This is a genomic window from Bacillus sp. AK031, assembly GCF_053903065.1.
Map to the genome: position 1 here is coordinate 525,520 of NZ_CP096424.1, position 25,627 is coordinate 551,146.

Below are 25,627 nucleotides of genomic sequence, written 5' to 3' on the forward strand. Positions count from 1 at the left end.
AAAGAGTTAACTTTAATGCCTTTTCAACCTACTGTAAAGCTTAACCGGGAAGATATCAACTTCTCAGCGAAATCTGTTATTGTACACGGGAAAGGTGACAAGGAGAGGGAAGTCTATTTTAATACTCGCTGCTCCCTTTGGTTAAAACGGTACTTGGATGAACGGGATGATCAAGAGGATTGCCTATTCATAACAGAGAGGAAACCCAAACACCGAATGAGTATAGATATGATTCGATACATTATAAAGCGGGTTTCTAACCGAGCAGGTATAAAGAAGAGCATACAGCCTCCTCAATTAAGACATAACTATGCAACTCACCTAATTAATAACGGTTCACCCCTGGAAGTGATCCAAAGCCTTTTAGGACATAAGAGAAGTTAGACAACAAGGATATACGCTCAACTTAGTGGTAAGCTGCGCCATGACTTCTATTGTAAATATTTTTAAGATTTCAGAGCTTCATTCCTTACTGGGTATAAGGCTCTTTCTTCTTGTATCGGGCCATTTAATGGAAGAACTCTCTTGCTAATGCTGAAATGAGTAGTATTGAAGTAACTGGTATAATAATATAATTTAGATGGCTATTCTTAGTTTTTACGTAAATTCAATAAATAGACATCAATATAGGGGCGGTAATTCGCTTCCTGCTTTTTTGTTTTGCGCTAATATAACACAAAGGCATTGACTGACGAGTCAATTATTGAGTATAATCAATATTGACTGGCCAGTCAATATATCCTTGTGAGGAGTTTTGATGATGAACGTTATTGAGATTAAAGGTCTGACAAAACAGTATAGGAAGGGCCGAGGAATTGAAGATGTTTCATTCTCCGTCCGAGAGGGAGAGATTTTTGGATTCATTGGTCCTAATGGTGCTGGAAAAAGCACAACCATCCGAACGCTCCTAAATTTCATTCATCCCACAAACGGATTTGCCTCTCTGTTTGGGAAGGATATCGTGTCGGAATCCAGGGAAATAAGAAAACATGTTGGTTTTCTTCCATCTGAAGTCCATTACTATGACGATATGAAAGCAATAGACATACTACTTTATTCGGCAAAGTTTTATCAGTATAAGAACACGAAAAGGATTTATGAATTAGCTGAAAGGCTGCAGCTGGATCTACAAAAGAAAATTGAAGATTTGTCATTTGGAAACCGCAAGAAAGTCGGCATTATTCAGGCCATCCTGCATGAACCGAAACTGCTGATTTTAGACGAGCCGACAGGGGGATTGGACCCCTTGATGCAGCATATTTTCTTTGATCTGTTAAAAGAAGAAAATGAAAAAGGGGCAACCATTTTTTTCTCCTCCCATATCCTAAGTGAAGTTCAAAAGATGTGCGATCGGGTGGCCATCATTAAAGAAGGAAGGCTGGTAAAAGTAGAGAGAATCGAGACACTCACAAAGAATAATTTGAAGAAAATACACATGCTGGTTGATAATCCTACGGAAATGAAGTTCGACTTTGAAGGGATTGTGGATATACAGCAAACGGGTAAAGATATTCATTTATTATTCAGTGGCGATGTAAAGAAGCTGATGTATCACTTATATGGATTGGACTTGAAAGACTTAACCATCGAAGAACCTTCGTTGGAAGAAGTATTCATGCACTTTTATGAATAGGAGAGGTGAAAAAAAGAATGTTGATTTTTAAACGTGAACTGAAGAAGAATTTAAAATCACTGATCATCTGGAGCCTCATCATCGGGGGAATGATTCTGATGACTTTGAGTATTTATCCACAATTCTCGCAAGACCAAGAAGCAATGAATCAAATGTTGAACGCCTATCCCGACGAATTCAAGAAAGCGTTCGGCATGGATCAGCTGGATATCGGGACATTGATTGGCTATTATGGTATGCAGATTCACTTATATACAACTTTACTAGGGAGTATCTATGCGGTGATGCTGGCATCTAACATCATCTCCAAGGAAGAAAATGAAAAGACGATTGAATTTTTATTGTCCAAACCTATTTCAAGAAAAAGAATCATTGCCGAGAAATATTTGGCGGTGGCTGCTAACATCTTGATTATCAATACGGCCATTGTTGTTATAAGTTTAATAGGATTTCAATTTACAGATGACACCATCCCCTTCAAAACGTACAGCGTCTTTGTCATGGCAACACTGTTGATTCATCTCACATTCGCTGCCATTGCGTTATTATTATCTGCTGTAATGAAAAAATCACGCACTATTACGGCCGTATCACTGGGAATTGTGTTCGTCTCCTATCTACTCAGCGTTACATCTGGAATAGCAGAAGAATTGAATGTGCTAAAATATATTAGTGTATTCAAATATATCGATGCTGCTGAACTGATAGCTGAAAATGAGATCAGGCCTCTGTATTTATTGATAATGATGGGTATTATTCTGATTGCAACGGTATCCACTTTCCTTCATTACAATAAAAAAGACATAGCATCATAAAATTGGAGGTTATTCCGTGTATCCTAATTTTGAGAAATTATCCAAAGAGAAGAAGCAATCGATTCTGTCTATCTGTATAGAGGAATTTGGCAAAACAGGATTTGAGAAAACTTCTACAGATACCATTACAACAAGAGCGGGTATTTCTAAAGGCATATTGTTTCACTACTTCAAAAATAAAAAGAATCTTTTCCTTTATGTTATCGACTATTGCCGGCAGCTTATTGGCAATACGTTAATGGAAGAGTTAGAAAAGCTTGAAACAGATGACTTCTTTGAAAGAATCAAAGAAGTCGTATTAACAAAGTTGAGAGTACAGCTTAAGTACAGTCAGGAAACTAACCTGGTGGCTAATGTACTGCTAAACCCGCCGGTTGGTCTGAAAGAAGAAGTTCAAGAACACCTGCAAAAGAATGTCGAGAACTACAGCGACCAGTACCTAGGGAAACTGCTAGATCCTCAGCTTTTAAAAAATCATGCTTCACCCGAGAAAGTGGTTAACTTGACTATGTTAGCGCTAGAGCAAATTACCAAAAAGTATATCGCCTTGTACCAAAACAAGCGAATTGAATTTGAAAAACTAAGTGAGCAAATGATACCTGAAATCGATGAATATATAGAATTGATAAAATATGGATGTATGGAGAAATAATAGTTATGAGTTTAAGTGGATAAAGTTTTTCCATGTCAAATAGCTTATTCAGGTAGAAATGAAGGCAAAGAGTCCGCTCCTGTAATTTAATTTAATGAGATGGATGAGAAACGGATTGATGGGTTTAATGAATATAGAAACCAAATTCTAGCTTTGTTCAAGTAACGGGGGCGCGCGACAAGTTCTGCTATAAGCGCTATCAAGCGTGAAAAGCAGGGGATTTTTTTAATTGAAATTCTAACTTTACAACCGAGGATGGGAATGACGGTTCCATGTTACCCGAAACCATCCCGTCAATACTCCTGCATGCGTTATAACTGACAGGTTATAGGGTTTGAAGCACAGGTAGATTCGGCAGAACGAAGGCTGAAGCCAAAAGGTATGCCAACGGATATGCCGCACGGCTGAAAAACTAGAAATGGTGAGAATAGTTCTGTTAGCTAAAGAACTGACGAACTTCCGAAGGTAAGGGTCTAGAGCTACGAACATAGGGAAACTTATGTCCCATCTTCCGATGGGGTGAGTGGTGTGGAGTAAAATTGCCCCCTCTGAAAGACGCTATACCGGACTACGGCGGTATCAAGCTCACAGGCTTAAAGGAAGCACCTAACTTTAGAATGGAAAGCTACGTTGTAAGGTACTTGGAAAGCAAGGAACGTTGAACCAAGAGCTGTCACTCGAAGCGTTTGCTATAAGGTTTACGAAAGGCATTTATCCTTGTGAGGGTAGGGGAACGACTGAAGAAACTTTTGTAATGAAAGTGGAGGAACAGCCCCAAGTCTACTGAATGAAACGATTATTTTCCTATACGTGAATGGTGCCGGTCGGGTAAGAATGTGGGGACATCACTTCTACAAGGAGGGATGCCACAGTGCCAACACTGCGATATTGGGATTACTACAATATGACGGAGACATTCACGGAACTATATGAGAAAGCCCAGGAAGGAAACAACTTTTCCTTCCTTTATAATGTCATCATTTCAAGAGAAAATATCTTACTCGCTTATCGTACCATCAAATCCAACAAGGGTTCAAACACACCTGGGACCGATGGGAAAACGATAACGGATATCAAGAAGTTATCCGAAGATGAACTCGTCTTGAAGGTGCGTACAATACTGAAAAGCTATCAACCTAAGAAAGTCAGAAGAAAATGGATTGAAAAGGATAATGGGAAACGAAGACCGCTAGGTATTCCCTGTATTATGGACAGGATTATCCAACAGAGTTTCAAGCAAGTTCTGGAACCCATTGCGGAGGCTCATTTTTATAAGCACAGTTATGGCTTTAGGCCTCTCCGGTCCGCCCATCATGCGATGGCAAGGATTCAATACTTGATTAATCAAGCCTCCCTTCATTTTGTTGTTGATATTGATATCAAGAGCTTTTTTGATAATGTAAACCACACACGGTTAATGAAGCAGCTTTGGAATTTAGGAATACAGGATAGGAAAGTAACAGCTTGTATTTCTAAAATGATAAAAGCAGAAATTGATGGAGAAGGAATCCCCGACAAAGGGACACCTCAAGGTGGAATTTTATCTCCCCTCCTCTCTAATATCGTGTTGAATGATTTAGATCAGTGGATTGCTGATCAATGGGAGTTCTTCCCCCTGCACAAATCATACAAATCAAAAGAAGGTGAAAGATACGCAAAGAAAAGGACTAATCTGAAGGAAGGATACCTCGTCCGCTATGCGGACGACTTCAAAATTCTTTGCCGTGATGGAAAGACCGCTCAAAGGTGGTATCATGCGGTCCGTCGTTATTTGAAGGAACGGCTCAATCTTGATATCTCGCCAGAGAAATCTAAAATCCTTAACCTACGCAAACGGGAGTCTGAATTTCTAGGATTTACGATACAAGCGAACAAAAAAGGGAAGAAACGAGTAGCGCATACCGGTGTTATTCAAAAGAAAAAGAACCAAATCAAACAAGAAGCTAAAAGGCTAATCCGTCGGATTAAAGCTTCACCAACTTCCCAAAACGTTCTGCGCTTTAACAGTTTTGTACTGGGCATCCATAATTATTTTAAGCGAGCGACACATGTGAACCCGGTGTTCTCACGTCTTGCCTACGACTTAAAGCCGTTCATATACAATCGACTACAACCGGTTGGGAAGCAAGAACACCCAAGTAACCCGCCGCCTCTGTTTAAAAGATTTTACAGTGTAACCATGAAGACTTTTAAAGTAGCTGAAGTCTACCTTTTCCAACTAGGAATTGTTAAAACGGTCAACTCGTTGAACTTCAGTCCAAAGGTGACACCCTATACAGAGGAAGGTCGAGAGATGTTATACAAGAAGCTTCGTCCTGATATCCAAAAGGAAATCAGTGAATTGTTGAACTCCAACCTTCCTAATCGGTCAGTTGAATATGCGGATAATAGAATAAGCCGATACAGTATGAAAATGGGGAAATGTGAAATCACAGGCTGGGATTTACAGGCGTTTGAGGTGCATTGTCATCACTATCTCCCAAAATCACTAGGTGGAGACGATAAGTTTCATAACCTGCGAATCCTTCACCAGGATATTCACCGGTTAATCCACCTAACTGACATGGAAAAGATAAGGTCAATCCTCAAAAAGCTCAACATCTCAAAGCCCATTTTAAATAAAATTAATCAATACCGAAAGGTATGCGAACAGGCAAATATCGTATTATCCTAATCGTCAAAGTAACGAGGAACTTATAATCTATTACATATCAGTAGATGGAGCGCCGGATGCTGGGAAACTAGCACGTCCAGGTGTGGAGCAGGGGAAAAGCCGGAGATAACTTCAAACGCTTACCTATTGCTAACGTTAACTTATAAACCAGCTAATGACCTCCGCATTGATTTCTAAACAATTAAAAACTCATTTCTCTTAAAGCGGCGACTTCTTAACCGAAGCGTCCTTTTTTCTGTTTTAAACAAACACGCAAGAGGAATGGATATATATGTTAATATAGGGGTGGTGGCATTTAAAGTAAGCTATGGGAATAACAGAATAATTAGTTGGGGTGTTTTGGTGGATAGTAAATTTTTTAGAGGGACTTTCTTTTTAACTGCAGCAACCTTAATATCAAAAATTTTAGGGTTTATTTATATAATTCCTTTCACTGCCCTGGTAGGCACTCAAGGATACGCATTATACAAATATGCTTATGGTCCATATACAATTCTGTTGAGTATTTCAACAATAGGTCTTCCACTTGCTGTATCGAAGTTTGTTTCGAAATACAATGAATTAGGAAACTATAAGGTTGGATTAACTCTATTAAGATTTGGAATATATTTAATGATAATAAGCGGCATTATTACTTTCGCGGTCTTGTATTTATCAGCTCCGTTTCTAGCAGGAATCATAATTAATCCTACTGATCCAACTGGTAATTCTCAAGAAGATGTTCAGTTTGTAATACGTCTTGTTAGTTTCGCTTTGTTAATTATCCCGGCAATGAGTATCCTAAGAGGATATTTTCAAGGAAGTCAATCTATGGGGCCTTCAGCTTTAAGTACAGTAGTTGAGCAGGTTGTTAGGATTATATTTATATTAGCGGGTGCATATGTAGCGATTCACATACTTAATAGTTCTCTTAAAAATGCGGTCGGAATTGCAACCTTCGCCGCATTTATAGGTGGAATAGCAGGATTCATTGTATTAATTTTTGTTTTCTATAAAAGAAGAAAATTGATAAAGGAACAGAAGGAGCAAAGTTCGAGTAATGAGGACTTGAACATTATTTCAATGTTTAAAGAACTGATCGGTTATGCTTTTCCCTTTGTCGTAACCGGTTTAGCTATTCCGATTTATCAGAATATCGATACCTATACTATAAATGGAATATTTCAGTCTATTGGCTACAGCTTGGATGAAGCAGAGGATATAAATGCAGTAATTGGACTGGTGCAAATCCTTGTGATGGTCCCTTTGTCTCTAGCAACAGCATTTAGTATGTCCTTGATTCCTGGTATAACTTCAGCATACATTAGCGGAAGAATGAGAGATGTTAAAAATAAGATAAATCAGACCGCTCAGGTGCTAATATTCTTTACACTGCCTGCCGCAATGGGTTTATGCATCCTTGGAGAACCCATCTATATTATAATTTTCGGATTAGAAAATAGTCCTCAACTTGGTGGCGACTTGCTACAGTGGTACTCTTTAGCAGCGGTAGTTTTTTCATTGTATATTGTAACTGCTGCTATTATTCAAGGAATTAACAAACAAAATACATTGTTCATAGGAATCTTGTTGGGAATTTTTTTAAAGATAGTTTTAAATTATCTCTTGGTACCCTACTTTGAAGAACTAGGGCCTATATTGGCCACTTACGCTGGTTTTATTGTCTCCTGTGTTTATAATGTAGTAATAATTAAAAAAACTATTAGCTATAGGGTATGGCCATTACTAAAGACATTAAAAGAAATTTACGTGCTGGTCATAGTAATGTCCTTGGCTGTTTGGGCTGTTAGATCCCTGTCTGAGAGTTGGCTGCCTAAAAGCCTAAGTTTATATTCCAGTTCTTTTCTTATTTCTGCAATATCAATCTTTACAGGTATAGCAATTTATTTAGGTATAGGTTTGCGGCTAAGGAAAGTAAAAGGCATTTTACCGATGAATAAAAAGCATAAAAGTTATTAGTTACTTCGCTAATTACACTGCAGGGGAACAATAACTGAAGCAGGCTGATCGGTGGCCATTGCGTTCTTCAATTATTGGGGCAGGTTAATGGAAAAAGAAGGAAAACTCATTGTAGTTGTCGAACTATGACCTTAGAAAGAATAGTGTTTTTCAGGGAGGTTAATACGGGTTACTTTGAAGATTTACGCAAAGTGGTTGGAAACCAACCATTAATTTTGGTTGGAGTTGCAGTAGCTGTAATTAACGAAAAAGGCGAATTTCTATTGCAAAAACGCAGTGACGAACTTTGGGGAGTTCCGGGTGGATTTATAGAATTAGGTGAATCTACAGAAGAAGCAGGAAGAAGAGAAGTTTTAGAGGAAACGGGCATTGAAGTAGGTAAACTTGATTTAATAGGAGTTTTCTCGGGAAAGCAGCATTTTGTTAAATTACCAAACGGAGATGAATTCTATCCAGTTACAATTGCATATATTTCAAAAGAAATACAAGGTGGAGTTCTTAAAGCAGACGGTCAAGAAACTACGGATGCAAAGTTTTTTAATGCTAATGAGTTACCAGAAGGGCTAAATCCTTTAATAAAAAACCTCATTAAACAATATTCCCTGTCATTTTCACAATAATTAAAGGCAATACAGTGAAGAAGTGTACTTAAAGTAAGGGGGCGTATGCTGAACAAGCAGCCGTCCCCTTTGGTTTTTTAGAAAGGTGGCATATTCGGCTAAAGGGCAGGTTAGTGGAAGTAGAATGATAGGGGTGGAATTTATGTGGGAATGTAAAATCATAAATACAAAACGAGGGGAATTTGAATTATTTGAAGCTGGGGATGGCGAACCATTATGCATCACCCATCTTTATAGCGAATTTAACGACCGTGGTTATTATTTTGCGGATATGTTTGTAGATAATTATAAAGTTTACCTTGTAAACCTAAAAGAAGCTGGAAATTCTCCTAGAGTGAAAAATGAAGATGAATTAAGTATGAGTGAAACAAGCGAAGATTTAGAAGCTATTAGAAATGCTTTAGGGTTTGACCAATGGAGTTTTGCAGGACATTCGACGGGAGGAATGTTGGGGTTAGTGTACGCATCTAAATATCCGAATTCACTAGTACGATTAATGGTCGGTGGAGCTTCTGCAACAAATGATTATATGGAACATAAAAATAGTATTTATAGTTATAAAAACCCTGTTAACAAAAGGCTACAAGAGATATTCTCCATCCTTAAATCCAATGAGTCAACAAGAGAACAGCGAGTGCAAGCAGGTAGAGAATGGACTGAAATGTCATTGTACGAACCAAGTAGATTTGATGAATACTTTTCTAAGCCGAGTAGTGGAAAAGTTATACAAAAACGCTTAGATTACTATTCCTATAATGAACTTCCAAACTATGATATTAGAGAAGACATTACAAAAATAAAGATTCCAACAATAGTATTTTGTGGTTTGCACGATTCACAATGCCCTATTGTTTATTCAGAAGAAATTCACCAACTAATTTCAAACTCAAAATTTTACACCTTTGAAAAAAGTAATCACACTCCTTATTTAGAAGAAAAGGAAAAGTTCAATGAGATGGTTAAAGATTTCATTGAATTGTTCTGATTCTATCTTCAAGTAAAGGGGGGCTTATCCAGAATAGGATAAGCTCTTTTTTAAAGAAAATTTTTTCTTGAGTATGCTGCTTTGATTTAAAATAATTGGTATTAAGTGCTCACTTTAAGTTTACAGCAGGGAGGAAAATAAGTGGGATTGAGTAAAAATACTTTAAAAAACGAAAGAATATATTTAAGAGAATTTATTGAAAGTGATTGGGTGGGAGTTCATAACTACGCTTCTCAAGATATAGTTAGCAAATATCAAGTTTGGGAGCCAAATTCCAAAGAAGACTCTAAAGAGTTTGTAAATCAAATATTGATAGATAAATCTAAGAGTCCAAGAACTCGTTATGTTTATGCAATTATTCTTAAAGAAACAGATGAAATGATCGGTGCTGGAGAAAGTAATGTAAGGGATTCCTTAAATAAATCGGGTGATGTCGCATACATAATAAATCCTAAGTATTGGGGTAAAGGTTTGGCAACAGATGTTGCAAAAATATTAATTCGTTTTGGGTTTGAAGATTTAAACCTACATCGAATTTTTGCTTATTGTAATCCAGAAAATTTAGGTTCGAAAAAAGTCCTAGAAAAAGCAGGTTTAACTCAGGAAGGAAGACTCCGTGAAAATTTATTAATGAAAGATGGCTGGCGAGACTCATTAATTTATAGCATTTTAGAAAACGAGTGGCCAAAATAAGAGATTGATTTTCTTAAAGGAGACAATAAGTAGGGTAAGTTGATTTTTCGATTATTTCCTCATGTTCAATTAATGGGCAGGTTAACAGAACAATCTTTTTGGAGAGGAAGTGGTATTTTGATTTTGGGTAGAGATAGATACTTTTTAGAATTGGCACTAGATGAAGCTGAAAAAGCCTTAGAGGAAAATACATATCCAATCGGTGCGGTCATTGTTGATGAAAATAATAACTTAATTTCTAAAGGGAGAAATCAAGTGCATCCCCAACAAGATGCAACAGCCCACGCTGAAATAGATGCTATTAGAAATGCCAGTCAATCAATATTAAATGCTAAGGTTAACCGTGAAAAATTTACTATCTATACTTCTTTAGAGCCTTGTCCGATGTGTACTGGTGGGATTTTATTTGCAAACATAAAAAGAGTTGTTTGGTTACTTAATGATGATTTAGGGTTTGGAGGATATAGAAAAATTAAAGGTGCAAATATATTTGATGAGGGATTTAATGAAGTTGAAGTAATAATGGAACCATTTGCTGATTTAAAAATTAGACAACTTGAACTTATGAGTCAATGGGGCGCAAATCCAAACAATATTATTAACTTGCGAGAGGCTGTTAAGAATAAATAGATTATTCAATTCTAGAGGGCGTTTGCCGAACAAGCAGCCACCTTTTATTTAAATAAAAGACAGGTGTGACTGCTAAACTAAAGTAGACAGGGTTGTGGCAATCTTTTATGTAACTAATAAATATCAATTCAAGTTACAGCAGGGAGTGAAATAAATGAAAGTGAGTATGAGTTCTTTAACAGCCGCCCTTTGTTAAAGTAAAGGGCAAGATTGTTGAGTAAGAGACCTGCGGGATAGAAGACACCTTTGACTCAAAAAGCGACACAAAAAAGAAAGCTTCAATAGATTAACTACTTTCTTTTTTGGTTAATTTTTCAAGTATTTCGTGATTTAACTTTATCTGATATTCCTGTTCCTTTTTAATTTGATGTTGGGTGTATATGAGAATTATCAAAAGTGTAAGGCAGGCGGTAGCAAATAAAACCCAAAATAAATCAACAAAGAAATCCAACTGAGAACCTCCAAACGTAAAATTCTATCTTACAATTTAATTTTAATTATAACAAATTATATTAGTTGGTGAACTATCCGAAGAAATGCATTCATCTTATTTAACTGTTATTTAACAACGGAGGCGTATTCTGAACAAGCAGCCGCCTCCCTCCAACTATGCCAGCAATCGTTAGCATCTTCGGCTAACGGGCAGGTTAACAGAACATTGAAACCTCAGCATTTAGGGCTTTCAACAGCTCTTTAAGTAATGGATTAATGCTAAGGTTTTAGCATATCTACTATTATTTAATTAGGAGTGCGATATAAATTGATGAAAATTTTCTTTCTTTTATCCGCTATTTCAGCGTTAATAACTCCTTTATTATTAAAAATTGACATAGCATGGTTAGGATTAACACTAACAATTGTATTTTTTATTCTTGCTATCTTTTTTAGTAAACCGAGATTTACTAAAAATAACTAAAAAAGAAAAGACTCTTATTCAAATATAGAGGCGTTTGCAGAATAAGCAGCTACCCTTATTTAAGTAAAGGGAGTTTAATTCAAGGATAACTGGGCAAGAGTGACGAACAGGCAAGATAGGGGTTATAGGATATGATACAAGTTTTATTTGTGATTTTAATATGGATTTTACCGACTTTCCTTTTTACAAATGCTTTTTTTAAAATGGACAAGGAAGAACAACAGAAATTTAAAAATGAGCTTCAACAACCTTTAGTCCTTTTTGGTGTAGGGTTAATAATCATCGGCTTATTGTTATCTTTTTCTGGTATTATCCTAGCAATTGATTGGATTCAGCATATTGGTGCAATTATGGTGTTTATTAGTTGGCTAACTGCAAGTATCCAAAGCTGGAAAAAAGGAAAGACGGGTTTTAGAAAAAGTACTGCCCTATTTTTTCTGGGTATCACTGGAATATCCGCTTATGGTTATCTGTATTTTAGCTAACAAGTGGGTTTCCTAAACGGTAGCCACCCCTTGTTCAAGTATCGGGAGGTTAATGGAAGAAATCGAACTTACAGGGTCTTATAGAATAGAGGGGGGAAATAAGATTTTAATTTTGTTTTATTTGTTAATCATTTGCATTACTATCTTTTTATTTTTAGTTCTATGTGCCAAGGGAACAATTTCTTTCATTAAAAAGAAACCTTTTCCCAAAAGAATGTTGATTGCGACGTTATCGGGAGTTATTTTAATTTCTTCAATCTATATTTATGAAGCATCTTTTTTCACGTTTGATGAAATCGATAAAGAATTTACGCAAAAAGGCCCTGGTCCTGTAACCTCACCTACCAACGCTTATACAGCTAATGCCTATTATGAACCCTACGGAGGAGCAGCAGGTGGTGTTAATGTTTGGGTTGAAGTTACCTACAACAATGAGGACGATAAGGTTCAAACAGTTTATTATGGGGATGCGAAAAGCACATTTAATATGGATTGGTTAAATGAAGATACTCTTAAAATTCAAAATGATGACCCTGATTATCCTGATTCAGATAGAAGTATCAACTTACGCATTGGTAAGGATATTTATCACGAATTCGGATTGGCTTGTCAGAGTATTTTGATGAAGGACGAATATGAAACTTGCTATCAAAACTAATTTGACATAATACAATATTCGAGATGTTTGCTAAACAAGCAGCCGCTCTATCTTCCGCTAAGGGGGGCGTTGATCTAAAAAGGAATAACGCTTTTTTCCATGAAGTTATTGGATTAACAGTGCAGTTAAACAGATTAGAATTTGTTCAATACAGGCGTGAGAAAAAGTAAAGGAGCATTTAAATTGAAGGACCAAATTGACGAACTTACATTAGTGCTATTGTATTTAACTTCTTTTAAAGATGATTATGGATTAGGGGAAGCACAGAGAAGTTGGAAGGGGTATCCTTTTGAATCGTTAAACGAATTAAATGAGGATAAGTACATTATGGGAGGCAAACGATCAAAATCTGTTTATCTAACCGAGGAGGGCATCAATCAAGCTAAAGAGCTGATGGAAAAATATAATATTGTAGATGATAAGTGAGTAAAGTCATCTAATAGCTGAAGAACAGGCGTAATCCTATGGCAGAGTTGCGTCTGTTTTTTTTAATGTTTTTCTTGTGTAATAAAAACGTTTTTGAAATAATTGGAATATATAATAGCCATAAGAATGGAAAAGGAGTAAAACTGTTTGAAAAAAATTCATATTATGATGATTTTAGTAATTTTTTTAATTGGAGTATCTGGCTGCTCAAGTAATAAGAAAATCTTAGTGGGAAACCATGTGATCAATTCAGGCTCCTCAGGAGTATCAGTAAGGACAAGTGAGATTGAGAGGGAGAAAGTGAAGGAAATTCAAAAGGTACTTAAAAACGTTGAAGCAACAAAAAAACCAAAAGATCTAAAGCGAAATGCCGATGCATTTTTTTCGATAGCTGCAAACGATGAGAACAAACAAAATATTTGGTTATACATATGGTTCATAGATGAAGATACTGCTGTAATACGAAGAGGCTCTGATAATTATTTCGTTTTATCTAAGAAACAAACTCAAAAAGTAAAAGCGGCATTAAGTAAATAAAAACGCAGCCATAAAGTTTATCTATGCTACTCTGGATATTCGAGTAAAGGGCAGGTTAAAGTGATAACCATAGAAGTTCGAAACAATACCCCATTACCAATCGTCAAATCTATATATAAGAAGTATTTTAATGAACGAGGAGTAACTTCCAAAGACCATAAATAACAGTGAGGTGGAAGATGGATATAACCATTAAGTTAATAGCTTATGTAATATTTATTCTTGGTTCACTTTATTTTTATTTCGGAGGGACTCGAAAAGCGAAAAACAAAGGAAGTTTCAATTTAGTTATGATAGCCAGTGTATTAATACTAAGTTACTATTACTGGCTTAGAATTTAATTCATCTTTTGTTAATGCTGGCGTTAGCTGAAAAGCAGCCTCCCTTTGTTCAAGTAAAGGTTAGTTGAACAAGCATATAAGGAGGGTTTAAATGAAAAGTTGGTGGAAATGGTTTTATACATCTTTCATTTTGTTGATTACATTCACAATTTTTCAATTTCAATTCTTAACTTGGCTTACTAAAGAAAGTTTAGATACCTTTTATCTTTCTGGTTGGGTAATTTCTTTATTATTTGCTGTTGGATTACTAGTTTATAAATGGAAAGAAGAGAGGAACATTGAAGAAATAAAAAAGGAAAATGAACGATTGAAGGAAGCGGTAGAGTATTATCGTCAAAAGGCGGAGTGAAAAAAGTTGATTGCCTTTCTTCAAGTAAAGGTTAATTGAACAATAAGTTTATTGAATTTTAATGATGGAGGATATATGCAAACAGAAATTATTATTTTAGATAATGAATTGAAAGTATTGGTTAATATGTGGGGATTAGAAAACAAAACAACCTTGATTTTGTTACATGGATTAGGCAGCACAGGGAAAAGTTTTGATGAAATTGCTTCTATTTTGAGTAAAGACTTCAAAATTTTAGCTTTCGATTTACCTGGACACGGCAAGTCATCATTCTTTAACGATGAAGAATTTTTTTCAATGGAGTCCCTAGCAGATTGGGTTATGGATATTTTAATTTTTTATAAGGTTAAAGATTATCACATTATCGGACATTCTTTAGGTGCCTATATAGGTCTTACATTTGCTAAGAAGTATTCTCTAAAATCATTAATTTTGCTGGATGGGGGGTATATTCAGTCTTCCAACTTGCCAAATAACTCACTTAAAGAAGAAGTAAGTTTAACATTGCGGCATATAGATACATATACCTTCCGAAACTGGGAGGAGTATGAACAGGAACAGTATAATAACGGACTATCAAATTCGTTGGTAGAGTTATCAAAAAATAGTATGAAATGTGAAGATTATAAAATAAAATTAATTGTTTCGCCTGATGTAGCATTGCATCTTACTAAGCAGATGTTTAGAGAACCTTCAGAGGCTACGTTGACAAATATTGATACACCCGTTTTGCTTTTAAGAAGTACATTACCAGAAGATTTTAACACAATAAGAACAAGTGAAACCGACCGTTTGAAAAGGCATTTAGAAGTATGTGTTAAAGAAGTAAGCGAAGCTAGCCACGATATTTATTGGGCCCAACCTCGTATTGTATGCACCGAAATACTACAATGGGTTAATAGTTAAACAGACTTATCGTGGTGAGAAGCTATTCCATTATGGGGGGCGTTTGCTGACAAGCAGCCGCCTCCCTTTGTTCAAGTAATGGGCAGGAATGTTGAACAACGTTGATTAATGGAGGGATTAGATGAGGGAAGGGAAACAAAGATTATATCTCAATATGATTTTTGGCTCAGTTGGATTGTTATTGGTTGCTTTAGCTGCAATGAGATATATTGCAGAAGGACTCAATAGTGGTAATAACGGTGGATATCTAATAGTATTATTTGGTTTTATATTTACAATGAACTATGTTAATTTCCTTGAAGAAAAAGCTGGAGTAAGCAAAAAGATTACGTGGGTTAGAGCCATCATCTCCATAATTTTGTTATTTGTAATATCATATTATTTATTTTTCTAGTTATTATACATACGGGGGCAAAAACGGAAGATCAGCTAACTTGATCCGCCTATTACTCTTATTCAATTATTGGGCAGTTATCTTTAAGAAGAAGGAGTGTATGTGTTTGAAGAAATCTATTTATCTTATCATCAGCCTATGCCTAATGTTTCTTGTTGTAGGATGCAACCAAGATTCAGCAACAGAGTGGTACGATTCAAAAGAAGCAGCCATTGAATCGGGGCTTAAACACGAAGGGACAGAAAGTGAATCTGTTTTATCAATCGAAGAATTTGAAAATGAGACATTTGTGGTTTACGAGTATATGGGTGGTTTGGGTATAGCAAACGTAGTTGAAAGTGAAAAAGGTTATGGTTGGAAAAGAAGCCAACCTTATACTGATTTCGAGGTAGAAGGCGAACTAGCTTATTCTACATCTGGGTTTGATATTATAACGGAAACTGGATTAGATGTATCAGTTTTAGTTGGGAAAACTTTTGATTCTTCGATTCAAGATATGAAGCTTTTGGGGGATGGAACTGAAAGAAAACTAAAGGTGTACGGCGATACGGGATTCTTTTACGCTCTTCATAAAATGCCTACTGATGCAGTTGATGTTTCTCCAATAGTAAACTAGAAAATATTTAAGCTCAATGCATGTTGAGGCGTTTGCTGAACAAGCAGCCGCGCCTTTGTTCAAGTAAAGGGTATTTCAAGAGCTAAAGGGGGAAAGCGATGATTTTTATACAAATTGGTGCAACTCTAATATTCCTAATATTAATTACACTGATTGTTTGGAGAGCATATAAGAAGCCAGATGCAAAGGATAAAGAAACTTTTAAACGAGAGTTACTATTCGATGGAACTGGGATGCTCTTTGTTGGTCTTTCACTAATAGTTATATCACTTATTTTTCAAAATCTAATTCTTATGAATTTAAGTATAACCCTGATACTTGTAGGGTGGTTTTATCAAGGTCTTTTAAAATGGAAAGAAAACAGAACCAGAAGTATTCTTTTATTTATTTTAGTCATTATTGCTGCTTATATATCTGTAATTTTATTGAACTAAAGATGGCGTTTGCTGAACAAACAGCTCCCCTCTGTTCGAGTATAGAAGCAGGATATTGGAAGATTGAAAGAAAGGAAATGTACATAGGAGGTATGGAGAGTGGACTTATTACTTTTGATAACTATTGGTTTCATCATAATCGGATTTGTTGTTCTCGTGTCTTTGAAAAATAGTATGGAAAGTAAGATGGCTTTTATAAAAGCCAATATGACAAACGAGGAAAGTTCAAGAAAGGCTAAATCCGTAATTTGGTGGATAGTGAGTGCTACAGCTTGGGGAATAGTAAGTTTCATTCTTATTGTTTGGTCGTTTCATAATCACTTTGGATAACTGTTGGTTTCAAATGTACTTAAACTAACAGGGGCAATATAGAGAGAAAACCCCACTTTCTATTTAAAAAGGTAGTCTGGAAAATTAAATAATCCTCTGATATGCTTTCACTATAATAAAATTACTGGAGGTAATACCAAATGTTAGGGAAGATTAAAGGAGTAAAACTTTTATCAGAATATAAAAATCCAAATTATAAAGTGAAGTTAGAATGTCCTGACGGAAGTGTACTGCTTATTAGGTTTGATTATACATACTCAACTAAGAGCTTTATGCCCTTAGAGGTTTACCATAATGGTGTTCATAAAGGGGCAAAATTAGCATGGTATACAAGTGAAGTAGAAAAAATGACTGTTGAAGCATTTTTGGAAACTATTGCTCTTAAAATCAACCAAAAGTATAACTTTGATTTGAAAGAAAAAGAATTCACAGTCGGTAAATGATCGTATTACTTTTAAGTTGTCGGAAGGGCCCTTTAATTCTTAACTTTGTTGCATTGAATAACATATGGAAAAATAAGAGCAGCCTTACATAAGCACAGTTATGTCTATTAAAATGAATGAAGAGTAACACAGTGGAAAACTAAGAACAATTCAGCCGCTAAGACGTTGTTTTGACAAATTTTTATAACAGAAACCGTATTATTAGTTCTGTTTATTTGCAGGGTGGAATTAGATTGGGATTATGGTTAAAAGTACTGAAAACAATTTTAGCAATTCTTGTGATTTCTTTATCTGCCTATAGTCTAATAAAGGATAATTATGAGCTATTGCCTTACACACTATTTCTCATGGGAATAATGCTTTTAGTTATGGGATTGACTGAAATTCAAGACGAACGAAAAGTAATAGGTATTTTTTCTCTTCTTTCCTCAGGTTTTGCTTTATTCGTCAGTATATACATATTATTCGGCTAAAAGTGGTGGGAATTGAGGCCGATTGTTTAATAAAGAGCAGTCGCTTCTTATGCAGACAGGTGGATTGAAGAGAGATAGGTGATTTTAATGAGCATATAATAAAAATTTTGCTAAGTGTAATAGCTTGTATGTTTCTTATAGCACTTATTGATTACTTGAATAGAGGTGTGTTAGAGTGCCTACTGATAGATTTAGTTGTTTCAGGAATCACAATATTTAACGAAAAGCAAAACCACAAGTTGAACAGAAAATAGGCTATTGGAGTAACGAAGCTTTTACGCAACAAAGATTACAAAAATGCTCGATTTTTTTTGAATGGATGATCACATCTCACATATATATAGCGTGCTTTGATCAATCTTTTTATTCAAATCGCGCTTTTTCTATTTGTTTTTTTATCAAAGTTTATAAAGTTACAATAATCAAACTTATAGTTTAACGAATTGCAGGTATTTTAATTTTTACAGTAAACTCTTCGTCCTTATAAACAAAATCCAAAAAGCCTTGGCAGCGATTGACGATATCCTGAATTTGTCTGGTTCCAAGTCCTTCATGGCCATCCTCTTTTGTCGTAAGGCCAAATCTCGTATAAAGATGATCTAAAATGTCTGAGTCAATGGGTAGACTTTGATTGCTGCAGATGAGTATATACAAACCACCTCGTTTATAGAATTGAACCGTAACGAAACCAGATTTTTGATAATGCTTCTGCCATTCTTCACATGCCTCAATGCTATTGGATAATAAATTTCCTAGTAGTCCGACAATATCATGGTTAGAAAGCGGCAAAGTTGAAATAGGGATGTCCAAGTCGTACACAATAGAAATTTTCGAGGCCTTCGCTCTCCGATACATTTGGTTCAATATCCCTGCAACAATCCCTTTTTCTCCTTTAATTGAAAGGTTCGTTTCATCATATCCTTCGACTAATCCATCTAAATATTTCTTTGCTTCATTGGTTTCTTCCTTCTCCAGGAGAAAATGAATAGCGGAAATATGCTTTAGAAAGTCATGACGTTCACTCCGAACGATACGAAATGTCTCATTAAAGGAAAGATTTTGTTCCTCATATTGATGAAGTTGCTTACTATAGTGGGTAAACTTCCTCCCTATATAAAGGCGGCTCCATTCAATCACAATGAAAATCAGAAAAGGCAATATAGATAAATATGTTGACTTATTAAGAGCCAGGTAAATGAGTAGAAGTGTTAATTGTATGAAATAGAAAATTCCATTCCACTTCACTCCTAGAACGGCAATCTGCAATACGTACATCTTGGCTGCAAAGTACATTGGAATGAGTACGAATATACAAGTTATATAAATGGGGATCTGCCAGTTTAGAATGACACATATAGCTTGTAGGTGTATAACGCCGAGTATGGCCAGACTTGCCCAGTATATAATAGAATGTTTCACGATTTCTTCCACCTTTAAAAGTAATGTTGCTGTAAAAAGTCTACTTTATTCTTTGTGATTACGGCCTGATCATCTATTCCTTCGAAACTAACAATGTAAGAATTTTTAGCATATAAAGAAAAGTTCTTCACATGATGGATATTAATAATAAATGAACGATGGGAACGGATAAAGTCTCTCTCTCTTAATTCCCCTTCTAGTTCGTTTAGGGTTAAATATGTTTTAATCGGGCCTGTTTTCGTATAGATCGTGGAAGATCTGCCCGAGCGTTCAATGAATACGATGTCCTTCTTCTGAACTATATGGACCTCATTCTTTTGTTTTAAGTAGAGTCTGCCTGCAATTTCTGTAGATTTTGTTTTATCTTTAAAGCGTTCTATTGACTTTATTAATCGTTCCTTTGAATAAGGTTTCATGATATAGTCATGGACATTCATTTCAAACGCATGAACAGCATAGCCACTATTCCCTGTCACGAAAATAACTTCAATATTTAATGCGTGTGAATGAATAATGTCCGCTAATTCATATCCTGATAGATTTGGCATTTCTATATCTGCAATTAACAAATCAATTTCTTCTTTTTTTATATGCACATAGGCCTGTTCTGCCGATTGGGTAGAGAATACAATATCAATACCCGGTATACCTGATATGATGCCATTTAATTTATCTAAATCTATAAAACGATCATCCACTAGACCAACCTTCATTACATCCGCCTCTTTTTACAAATAAATCTTATTAGAAACTAAATTTCCAATTTTTATTATACCATCTATGTTGCTGAATTCGACCTTTTCACGACATGAAATGGATGATTCACGACATAACTGAAGATTTACTGCACCATTATTTTTATAATAAATCCAAGATAAAACGAATGAGGTGGAAAACATGATTGAAATTCATGAGTTAACAAAAAGGTTTAAAGAAAAAAAGGCAGTGGTCACTGCTCTCAAGCATGTTTCGATGTCAATAAATGAAGGTCAAGTTGTGGGCCTCCTTGGTGAGAATGGTGCTGGTAAAACAACATTACTTCGAACGATTGCCACCCTGTTGACACCAACCGATGGAAGTATAAAGGTGGCAGGATATGATACTGTAAAAAGCTCTGAGGAAGTAAAAAAGAAGATTGGTGTACTGTTCGGAGGCGAAACAGGCTTGTATGATCGTCTGAATGCACGTGAGAACTTAGAGTACTTTGCATCACTGTATGGATTAAGTAAACATGAAACAAAGGTGCGAATAGATGATCTCGCAAGAATGTTTGGGATGAGAGATTATTTAAATCGAAAGGTAGGGGGCTTTTCAAAAGGGATGCGCCAAAAGGTCGCTATAGCAAGAGCCATCATTCACAATCCGGATATCATTCTTTTTGATGAACCGACAACTGGTTTAGATATCACTTCTTCCAATGTCTTCCGGCAGCTGGTACATCAGTTAAAACATGAAGGAAAAACCATCATTTTTTCCACTCATATTATGGAGGAAGTTGCATTGCTTTGTGACTCAATCATGATGGTGCACAAAGGAGAGCTTATTTATCAGGGGAACCTCGAAGAACTTTATAAAGAAGAAGGCAATCGTGATCTTAACTATATATTCATGAGTAAACTAGTAAGGGGGGAGTGAATGATGCTTCTTAATGTCTATTTAAAAGAAATGAAAGACTGTTTCCGTGACCGGAGAACTTTATTATTGACCGTGTTCCTGCCTATTGTGATGATGACCGGACTGATCTTTTTTTATGAAAACATGGTTTCAGATGGAGAAGATACAGAATACAAACTTGCAATAGATGAAGCGGTGACAAGCGAGGATGTAAGTGTGCTTTCTACTATAGAGAATATTGAATTAGTAAAGTCGTCTAACCCGGAAGAAACATTTCGGAATGGAAATGCCCAAGCAGCCCTGCTTCTAGAAGAGAACTTTATTTCTACTATAAATAGTGGCGGAAGTGCATCCATTACCATCATTGGTGATTCCTTTAGCCAGAACTCAGCCAACTTAATGAATATTGTTATGAATAACCTATCAATTTATGAAAAATCTATTATAACTGAAAGACTAAAAGTAGAAGGGGTCAATCCAAATTTAATACAGCCTTTTACTATAGAACAAAAAGAAGTTTCCGAAGAGAATCCTAATATTGCTTTAGTTGCCATGTTAATTCCGATGATCTTAGCCTTATCGATTAGCATTGGAGCTGGTCCCGCAGCAGCTGATTTGTTCGCTGGGGAGAAAGAAAAGAATACGATGGAAGCCCTATTAATGACACCGATCAACCGTAATACATTACTATTCTCAAAGTGGCTGACAATAACAACCTTAGGTTCTATTACTGGACTGATTACACTTATTGTTGTTGCAGTAGAGATTCAGTTTTTGACTGAACACTTGAAAAATGCAGTCTCATTTGGAGAAAATACGGTCATCATTATTGCTTTAGCTTTGTTAATTTCTATCATTTATGCGATGCTTATTGCTTCACTGCTGATGTTAACAAGTATAATTGGAAAAACCATAAAGGAATCGCAAAGCTATAGTACACCGATTATGATGTTAGCGGTATTCCCGGTTATGATCATAACAAGTGTGGGGGTGAATGAACTGGGGTTTCATCACTTTGCTATCCCGATCTTAAACATGTTCAGTCTTTTGAAAGAGTTATTGTTTGGCGTTATCAATTATGAACATTTACTCATTACAATAGTAAGTAACATTATTTGTATGGTTATTGTGTTTGTAATTGGAAGAATACTATTCTTAAAGGATAAATGGGTGATGAATTAATCTTAGAAATTTTGTCCTTTGAGATTAATATTTGGAAAAATATTACTTTATTAATAAGGCATGGACGAAAGAATATATTTTTCTTATTAAGATAATCTATTCAACAAAAGACGCGTTTTTCTATTAACGCGTCTTTTGTTGTTTATGCTGTTAATCCTGATTCAGCATGACGAACAGCATAGGGACCATTTGCTGCGTAGTAAAATAATATGGTATTTTTCTAAATCCCCTTATAAGGAATTTAAGTTTAAGCTTAATTTTTTTTTGCTGGTTTTATCAAGGAATCTTAAATTGGAGGAAAGAAAGAAAAGGAAGTGTGTTCATATTTGTTTTAGTTTACATTGCTACTTATATCAATTTAATAATGAGTTAGTCACTATACACCTTCTTTTTGCAACTAATTAGGATGTGAAAGATAAAAAAAGATTTTCATTTAACCGATATTTCTCGTTTACTTAGTTGCTCCTTCTAGTTAAATTCCGTGCAACGCCATTTATGAAGTGAATACCGTAAGAAGAGCAACATTTACAAATTTTATTTTCTTACTTAAAGCATAATCTTGAAACAATTACAGTTCTGGAATACTTTACAGGTATTAGTGGAGATAAGGTTTAAATAGAAGGAAAGTTAAATGGAGTGAAATAAACACACTGTATGACTTATTATTGGAAAACCGACAATTCTGGTAAATTACTTTATAAATATTGTTACTGGGACTCTTTCTGAGAAATCCTTATAAAGGAAAAGAGGTATTTCAAGATTTATTTCGTTCGTTATTCAACAACTAAGATTTATCCCTTTCTTTATTAAGGGAGATTATTGAAATAGACGAAGTCAAAATAATTAGGCCGTCTAATAACTAAACATACTCAAGAGGAGGGAGTTATGGGTAATAAGGGGGAATGGAAACAATGGCAAAGGGAAATGGATTAATACTCTTACTAATTTTGTGTTTAATAATTTTGTTTTACATTAATCTTCTTCATCTTAAGAGGAGAAAATATCAATAAACTTATCAAAATGAATTAACAAATGTGACCGTCAAGTAGAATGATACAATTTTTGCTGATTAATTTGAGACACTTTGTTCACCAAAAATCGTTTTTCTATGTTTCATTCTCCAACTATCATCATTTAAATGAACTATTTCCACTCGATGTAATATCCGGTCCAGTATAGCTGTCGTGATGGCTTGATCGCCCAATAGCTCACCCCATTCTTTGGGTCCTTTATTAGATGTTAGTATAATCGAGGATTGATTATAAAGGTTGTTAATGAGGTGGAAGAACATATTAGCTTCCTGTTTATCCATTGCCATAAACATCAAATCATCAATGATAACCAAATCTGCCTCTCTAATTCGCTTCATTCTTGTTTTGGATTTCCTCGTTATTTCTTCTGTCTTTAATGCCTGAATTAGATCTCCCATAGTGGTAAAGATCACTTTATATCCCTGGTTTAAAGCTTCAATTCCAAGACCTATCGAAAGATGGGTCTTACCGACACCTGGCGGTCCTAGAAAAATGATATTATATAGCTGTTCAATCCAAGTTAAATCTTTTAACTGGTTCAACTTCTTACTGCTCAAAGACTTTTGCTCTTTCACGTTATACTCATCCACTGTTCTATGGAAGGGAAACGTTGCCCACTTAAATCGCCTTTCCAGCTGCTTTTCATCTCTGCGTTTTTGTTCATAGGTTGCTACATCTAGTAGAAACTGAGTAAAGGACAAATCCCTTTTCTCAGCTTCTCTTATTAACTCTGGCAATCGATCAGCTGTTTCAGCTAACCGAAGGGATCTAAATATATCTTGGACCTCCTGAAGCTGATTCAACTTTGATCACCTTCTTCCAATAAGGCAGTATAGGTATCGACATTTCTCTTTTGTGCTTCTGTTTCTATAATCCAACCGGATATGCTATTTAATGGTGAAACAGTCTCAGCTTTGTCGTTTGTTGTATCATGAACCTGGCGTTGTCGCTTGAGGTATAAAATGATATCGCTGAAATCTGTTGCACTATATAAGTTTCTCTTGATACATTCCGAGAGGGCTGCTGTTAGGAGCTGCTCGTTATTTTGTTTTGTTTCTTTTAGTATCATTTGTAACTGATCACGAATATACCGTGGGTACTTCTCACGAAGTTTATCCAAGTAATCGTAGGCCGTTTCTGTTTCTTCGAATCGGTTCGCCACAGTATCAATGAATGCATCAATTCCTTTTGTGCGATCTCTTGTATGCTTTCTGTCTTTAATTAATTGTCCTTTACCATCTGGAATCTGATGCTTGGCCAGGAGTTCTCCTGTCTCAGAGTGATAGATTAATAGTTCTCTGTCTTTTGTTTCTTTTATTGAGACAGTTTCATTCATATGAAAAGTTCCAAGTGGAAGGGAGTACCTATTGGATAAATACCGTATGGTATTGTCCTTATGGACGCTTCTTGTTATACTATTTTCATGATTGTTTAGGAAATTAATGTTTCCTGAGACTGGTCTTAAGTGTTGCTTTTCCAAGGAGAACACTTCGACCGGTCTTTTTTTTGTTGTGTTATGGATTTTTCTATTACCTGTACGGTTTAACCATTCCCATCCTTGCTCATTCCAGGAATCAATATTATTGAACACTCTATACTTGGCGAAATTGTACTTAATAAATCCTACAACGTTTTCTATTTTCCCTTTGCTTTCTGGATCGGCTTTCCTACAAACCCGAAGGTTTAATTTGCGAGTTTGTTTATAGTGCTGGAACTCTTTCGTTAAAATGAGATCACCGCCATTCTCGCTCACCACAATTAAGCTATCCTGATCATACACGAGTTCTCCTGGAATCCCACTAAACCATTGAAAGGCATTTTCATGAGCTTGAATGACATCTTGAGTTGTAAAGGGGCGATCTAACCACTCTTTATATTTGTATCTCGAGTTAGATAGCACAAAGGCAATAAAGTTAAGCTTTACTTCTTTATTACCAGACGTTTTTTGCTTGGTGTGCCCAAAGTCAACTTGGATCTGTTCCCCCATTGGTGAATCCGGAATTGCTTCATAATCCCTTGGTGAAGATTCCTTAGCTATTTTATATTCAACTCTTAGCTCCCTTACGTAAGCACGGACTGTACTTTCACCCACTTCAAGTTGTTCCTTATACCTTTCCATCAACCAATCTTCTACTTGTGCTGCTGAAAGATCAGGATGTTCCCTTAACCAATTCAAGATTAACTCTTTATAAGGATCCAACTTTTTCTTTCTTGTTTGTAAGGATTCAACCCATTCTGCCATCTCCGAAGGAGATTTCTTAAGGTGACGATATACAGTCGCCCTGGACACCCCCAGCTTATCTGCTACTTTTGTTTTACTGAATCCTTTCTTGAGTAACTGCTGTATTTCCATATACATTTCCCACTTATCCACCTTTTCTCAGCCCTCCAATGATTTAAGAATCAAACCAT

Annotated in this window: 27 protein-coding genes and 1 pseudogene; 24 read left to right on the top strand and 4 right to left on the bottom strand. The window is 35.7% G+C overall.

The genetic code is table 11. From position 1 onward, the window contains the following. Positions 1-33 precede the first annotated feature (33 nt). From M1E09_RS02395 to M1E09_RS02500, 22 genes and pseudogenes are all read left to right on the top strand, one after another. Positions 34-450 (top strand): annotated as a pseudogene (locus M1E09_RS02395) (tyrosine-type recombinase/integrase); the annotation flags it as partial. A 310-nt stretch (positions 451-760) separates the two neighbouring features. Beyond that, the gene (locus M1E09_RS02400) at positions 761-1,633 is read left to right on the top strand and encodes an ABC transporter ATP-binding protein (protein ID WP_456274876.1); all 873 of its coding nucleotides are present in this window, start codon (positions 761-763) and stop codon (positions 1,631-1,633) included. A 17-nt stretch (positions 1,634-1,650) separates the two neighbouring features. Continuing rightward, the gene (locus M1E09_RS02405) at positions 1,651-2,448 is read left to right on the top strand and encodes an ABC transporter permease subunit (RefSeq protein WP_456273307.1); all 798 of its coding nucleotides are present in this window, start codon (positions 1,651-1,653) and stop codon (positions 2,446-2,448) included. 16 nt (positions 2,449-2,464) lie between these two features. Then, positions 2,465-3,100 carry a TetR/AcrR family transcriptional regulator gene (locus M1E09_RS02410; RefSeq protein ID WP_456273308.1) on the top strand — a complete coding sequence of 212 codons (636 nt, stop codon included), beginning with the start codon at positions 2,465-2,467 and terminating at the stop codon, positions 3,098-3,100. A gap of 871 nt (positions 3,101-3,971) precedes the next feature. Then, positions 3,972-5,774: a group II intron reverse transcriptase/maturase gene (gene ltrA, locus M1E09_RS02415; RefSeq protein WP_456273309.1), complete on the top strand. Its 1,803-nt coding sequence runs from the start codon at positions 3,972-3,974 to the stop codon at positions 5,772-5,774. A 339-nt stretch (positions 5,775-6,113) separates the two neighbouring features. After that, on the top strand, positions 6,114-7,733 hold the full coding sequence (locus M1E09_RS02420; RefSeq protein WP_456274877.1) for a putative polysaccharide biosynthesis protein: 1,620 nt from the start codon (positions 6,114-6,116) through the stop codon (positions 7,731-7,733). Between the two features lie 125 nt (positions 7,734-7,858). Beyond that, positions 7,859-8,353 carry an NUDIX hydrolase gene (locus M1E09_RS02425; protein WP_456273310.1) on the top strand — a complete coding sequence of 165 codons (495 nt, stop codon included), beginning with the start codon at positions 7,859-7,861 and terminating at the stop codon, positions 8,351-8,353. Between the two features lie 142 nt (positions 8,354-8,495). Next, positions 8,496-9,338, top strand: coding sequence for an alpha/beta fold hydrolase (locus tag M1E09_RS02430; protein WP_456273311.1), 843 nt, complete (start codon positions 8,496-8,498; stop codon positions 9,336-9,338). A gap of 141 nt (positions 9,339-9,479) precedes the next feature. Then, complete coding sequence (locus M1E09_RS02435; protein ID WP_456273312.1) at positions 9,480-10,031, top strand: GNAT family N-acetyltransferase; 552 nt, start codon at positions 9,480-9,482, stop codon at positions 10,029-10,031. A 72-nt stretch (positions 10,032-10,103) separates the two neighbouring features. Next, complete coding sequence (locus tag M1E09_RS02440) at positions 10,104-10,661, top strand: nucleoside deaminase (protein ID WP_456274878.1); 558 nt, start codon at positions 10,104-10,106, stop codon at positions 10,659-10,661. A 1,047-nt stretch (positions 10,662-11,708) separates the two neighbouring features. Then, the gene (locus M1E09_RS02445) at positions 11,709-12,062 is read left to right on the top strand and encodes a Fe3+-siderophore ABC transporter permease (protein WP_456273313.1); all 354 of its coding nucleotides are present in this window, start codon (positions 11,709-11,711) and stop codon (positions 12,060-12,062) included. 52 nt (positions 12,063-12,114) lie between these two features. Beyond that, positions 12,115-12,720: a DUF5412 family protein gene (locus M1E09_RS02450; protein ID WP_456273314.1), complete on the top strand. Its 606-nt coding sequence runs from the start codon at positions 12,115-12,117 to the stop codon at positions 12,718-12,720. A 183-nt stretch (positions 12,721-12,903) separates the two neighbouring features. Further along, on the top strand, positions 12,904-13,146 hold the full coding sequence (locus tag M1E09_RS02455; protein ID WP_456273315.1) for a DUF6429 family protein: 243 nt from the start codon (positions 12,904-12,906) through the stop codon (positions 13,144-13,146). Between the two features lie 147 nt (positions 13,147-13,293). Continuing rightward, complete coding sequence (locus M1E09_RS02460; RefSeq protein WP_456273316.1) at positions 13,294-13,683, top strand: hypothetical protein; 390 nt, start codon at positions 13,294-13,296, stop codon at positions 13,681-13,683. 432 nt (positions 13,684-14,115) lie between these two features. Next, positions 14,116-14,373 (top strand): hypothetical protein, encoded by a 258-nt coding sequence (locus tag M1E09_RS02465; protein WP_456273317.1) that lies wholly within the window; start codon positions 14,116-14,118, stop codon positions 14,371-14,373. Between the two features lie 75 nt (positions 14,374-14,448). After that, positions 14,449-15,279, top strand: coding sequence for an alpha/beta fold hydrolase (locus tag M1E09_RS02470; protein ID WP_456273318.1), 831 nt, complete (start codon positions 14,449-14,451; stop codon positions 15,277-15,279). Between the two features lie 121 nt (positions 15,280-15,400). Next, entirely contained in the window at positions 15,401-15,673 is a 273-nt protein-coding gene (locus M1E09_RS02475; RefSeq protein ID WP_456273319.1) for a hypothetical protein, read from the top strand. 106 nt (positions 15,674-15,779) lie between these two features. After that, complete coding sequence (locus tag M1E09_RS02480; protein ID WP_456273320.1) at positions 15,780-16,289, top strand: hypothetical protein; 510 nt, start codon at positions 15,780-15,782, stop codon at positions 16,287-16,289. A gap of 98 nt (positions 16,290-16,387) precedes the next feature. Beyond that, positions 16,388-16,723, top strand: coding sequence for a hypothetical protein (locus M1E09_RS02485; protein ID WP_456273321.1), 336 nt, complete (start codon positions 16,388-16,390; stop codon positions 16,721-16,723). Between the two features lie 99 nt (positions 16,724-16,822). After that, complete coding sequence (locus tag M1E09_RS02490; RefSeq protein ID WP_456273322.1) at positions 16,823-17,053, top strand: hypothetical protein; 231 nt, start codon at positions 16,823-16,825, stop codon at positions 17,051-17,053. 140 nt (positions 17,054-17,193) lie between these two features. Beyond that, the gene (locus M1E09_RS02495) at positions 17,194-17,496 is read left to right on the top strand and encodes a hypothetical protein (protein WP_456273323.1); all 303 of its coding nucleotides are present in this window, start codon (positions 17,194-17,196) and stop codon (positions 17,494-17,496) included. Between the two features lie 233 nt (positions 17,497-17,729). Then, the gene (locus tag M1E09_RS02500; protein ID WP_456273324.1) at positions 17,730-17,969 is read left to right on the top strand and encodes a YczI family protein; all 240 of its coding nucleotides are present in this window, start codon (positions 17,730-17,732) and stop codon (positions 17,967-17,969) included. A 435-nt stretch (positions 17,970-18,404) separates the two neighbouring features. Here M1E09_RS02500 and M1E09_RS02505 read toward each other — a convergent pair whose 3' ends face one another. Next, entirely contained in the window at positions 18,405-19,388 is a 984-nt protein-coding gene (locus tag M1E09_RS02505) for a sensor histidine kinase (protein ID WP_456273325.1), read from the bottom strand. A 14-nt stretch (positions 19,389-19,402) separates the two neighbouring features. Further along, positions 19,403-20,101, bottom strand: coding sequence for a LytR/AlgR family response regulator transcription factor (locus tag M1E09_RS02510; protein WP_456273326.1), 699 nt, complete (start codon positions 20,099-20,101; stop codon positions 19,403-19,405). A 184-nt stretch (positions 20,102-20,285) separates the two neighbouring features. Here M1E09_RS02510 and M1E09_RS02515 point away from each other — a divergent pair, with 184 nt between their 5' ends. Continuing rightward, a complete protein-coding gene (locus M1E09_RS02515) occupies positions 20,286-21,023 on the top strand; it encodes an ABC transporter ATP-binding protein (protein WP_456273327.1) in 738 nt (245 codons plus the stop codon). Continuing rightward, positions 21,024-22,184 carry an ABC transporter permease gene (locus M1E09_RS02520; protein WP_456273328.1) on the top strand — a complete coding sequence of 387 codons (1,161 nt, stop codon included), beginning with the start codon at positions 21,024-21,026 and terminating at the stop codon, positions 22,182-22,184. It begins immediately after the preceding gene. Between the two features lie 1,069 nt (positions 22,185-23,253). On the opposite strand, the gene istB is transcribed toward M1E09_RS02520, so the two are convergent. Further along, positions 23,254-24,018 (bottom strand): IS21-like element helper ATPase IstB, encoded by a 765-nt coding sequence (istB, locus tag M1E09_RS02525; RefSeq protein ID WP_456273190.1) that lies wholly within the window; start codon positions 24,016-24,018, stop codon positions 23,254-23,256. After that, positions 24,015-25,589 (bottom strand): IS21 family transposase, encoded by a 1,575-nt coding sequence (gene istA / locus M1E09_RS02530; protein WP_456273189.1) that lies wholly within the window; start codon positions 25,587-25,589, stop codon positions 24,015-24,017. Before istA ends, istB begins: the two co-directional genes overlap by 4 nt. Between the last annotated feature and the right edge of the window lie 38 nt (positions 25,590-25,627).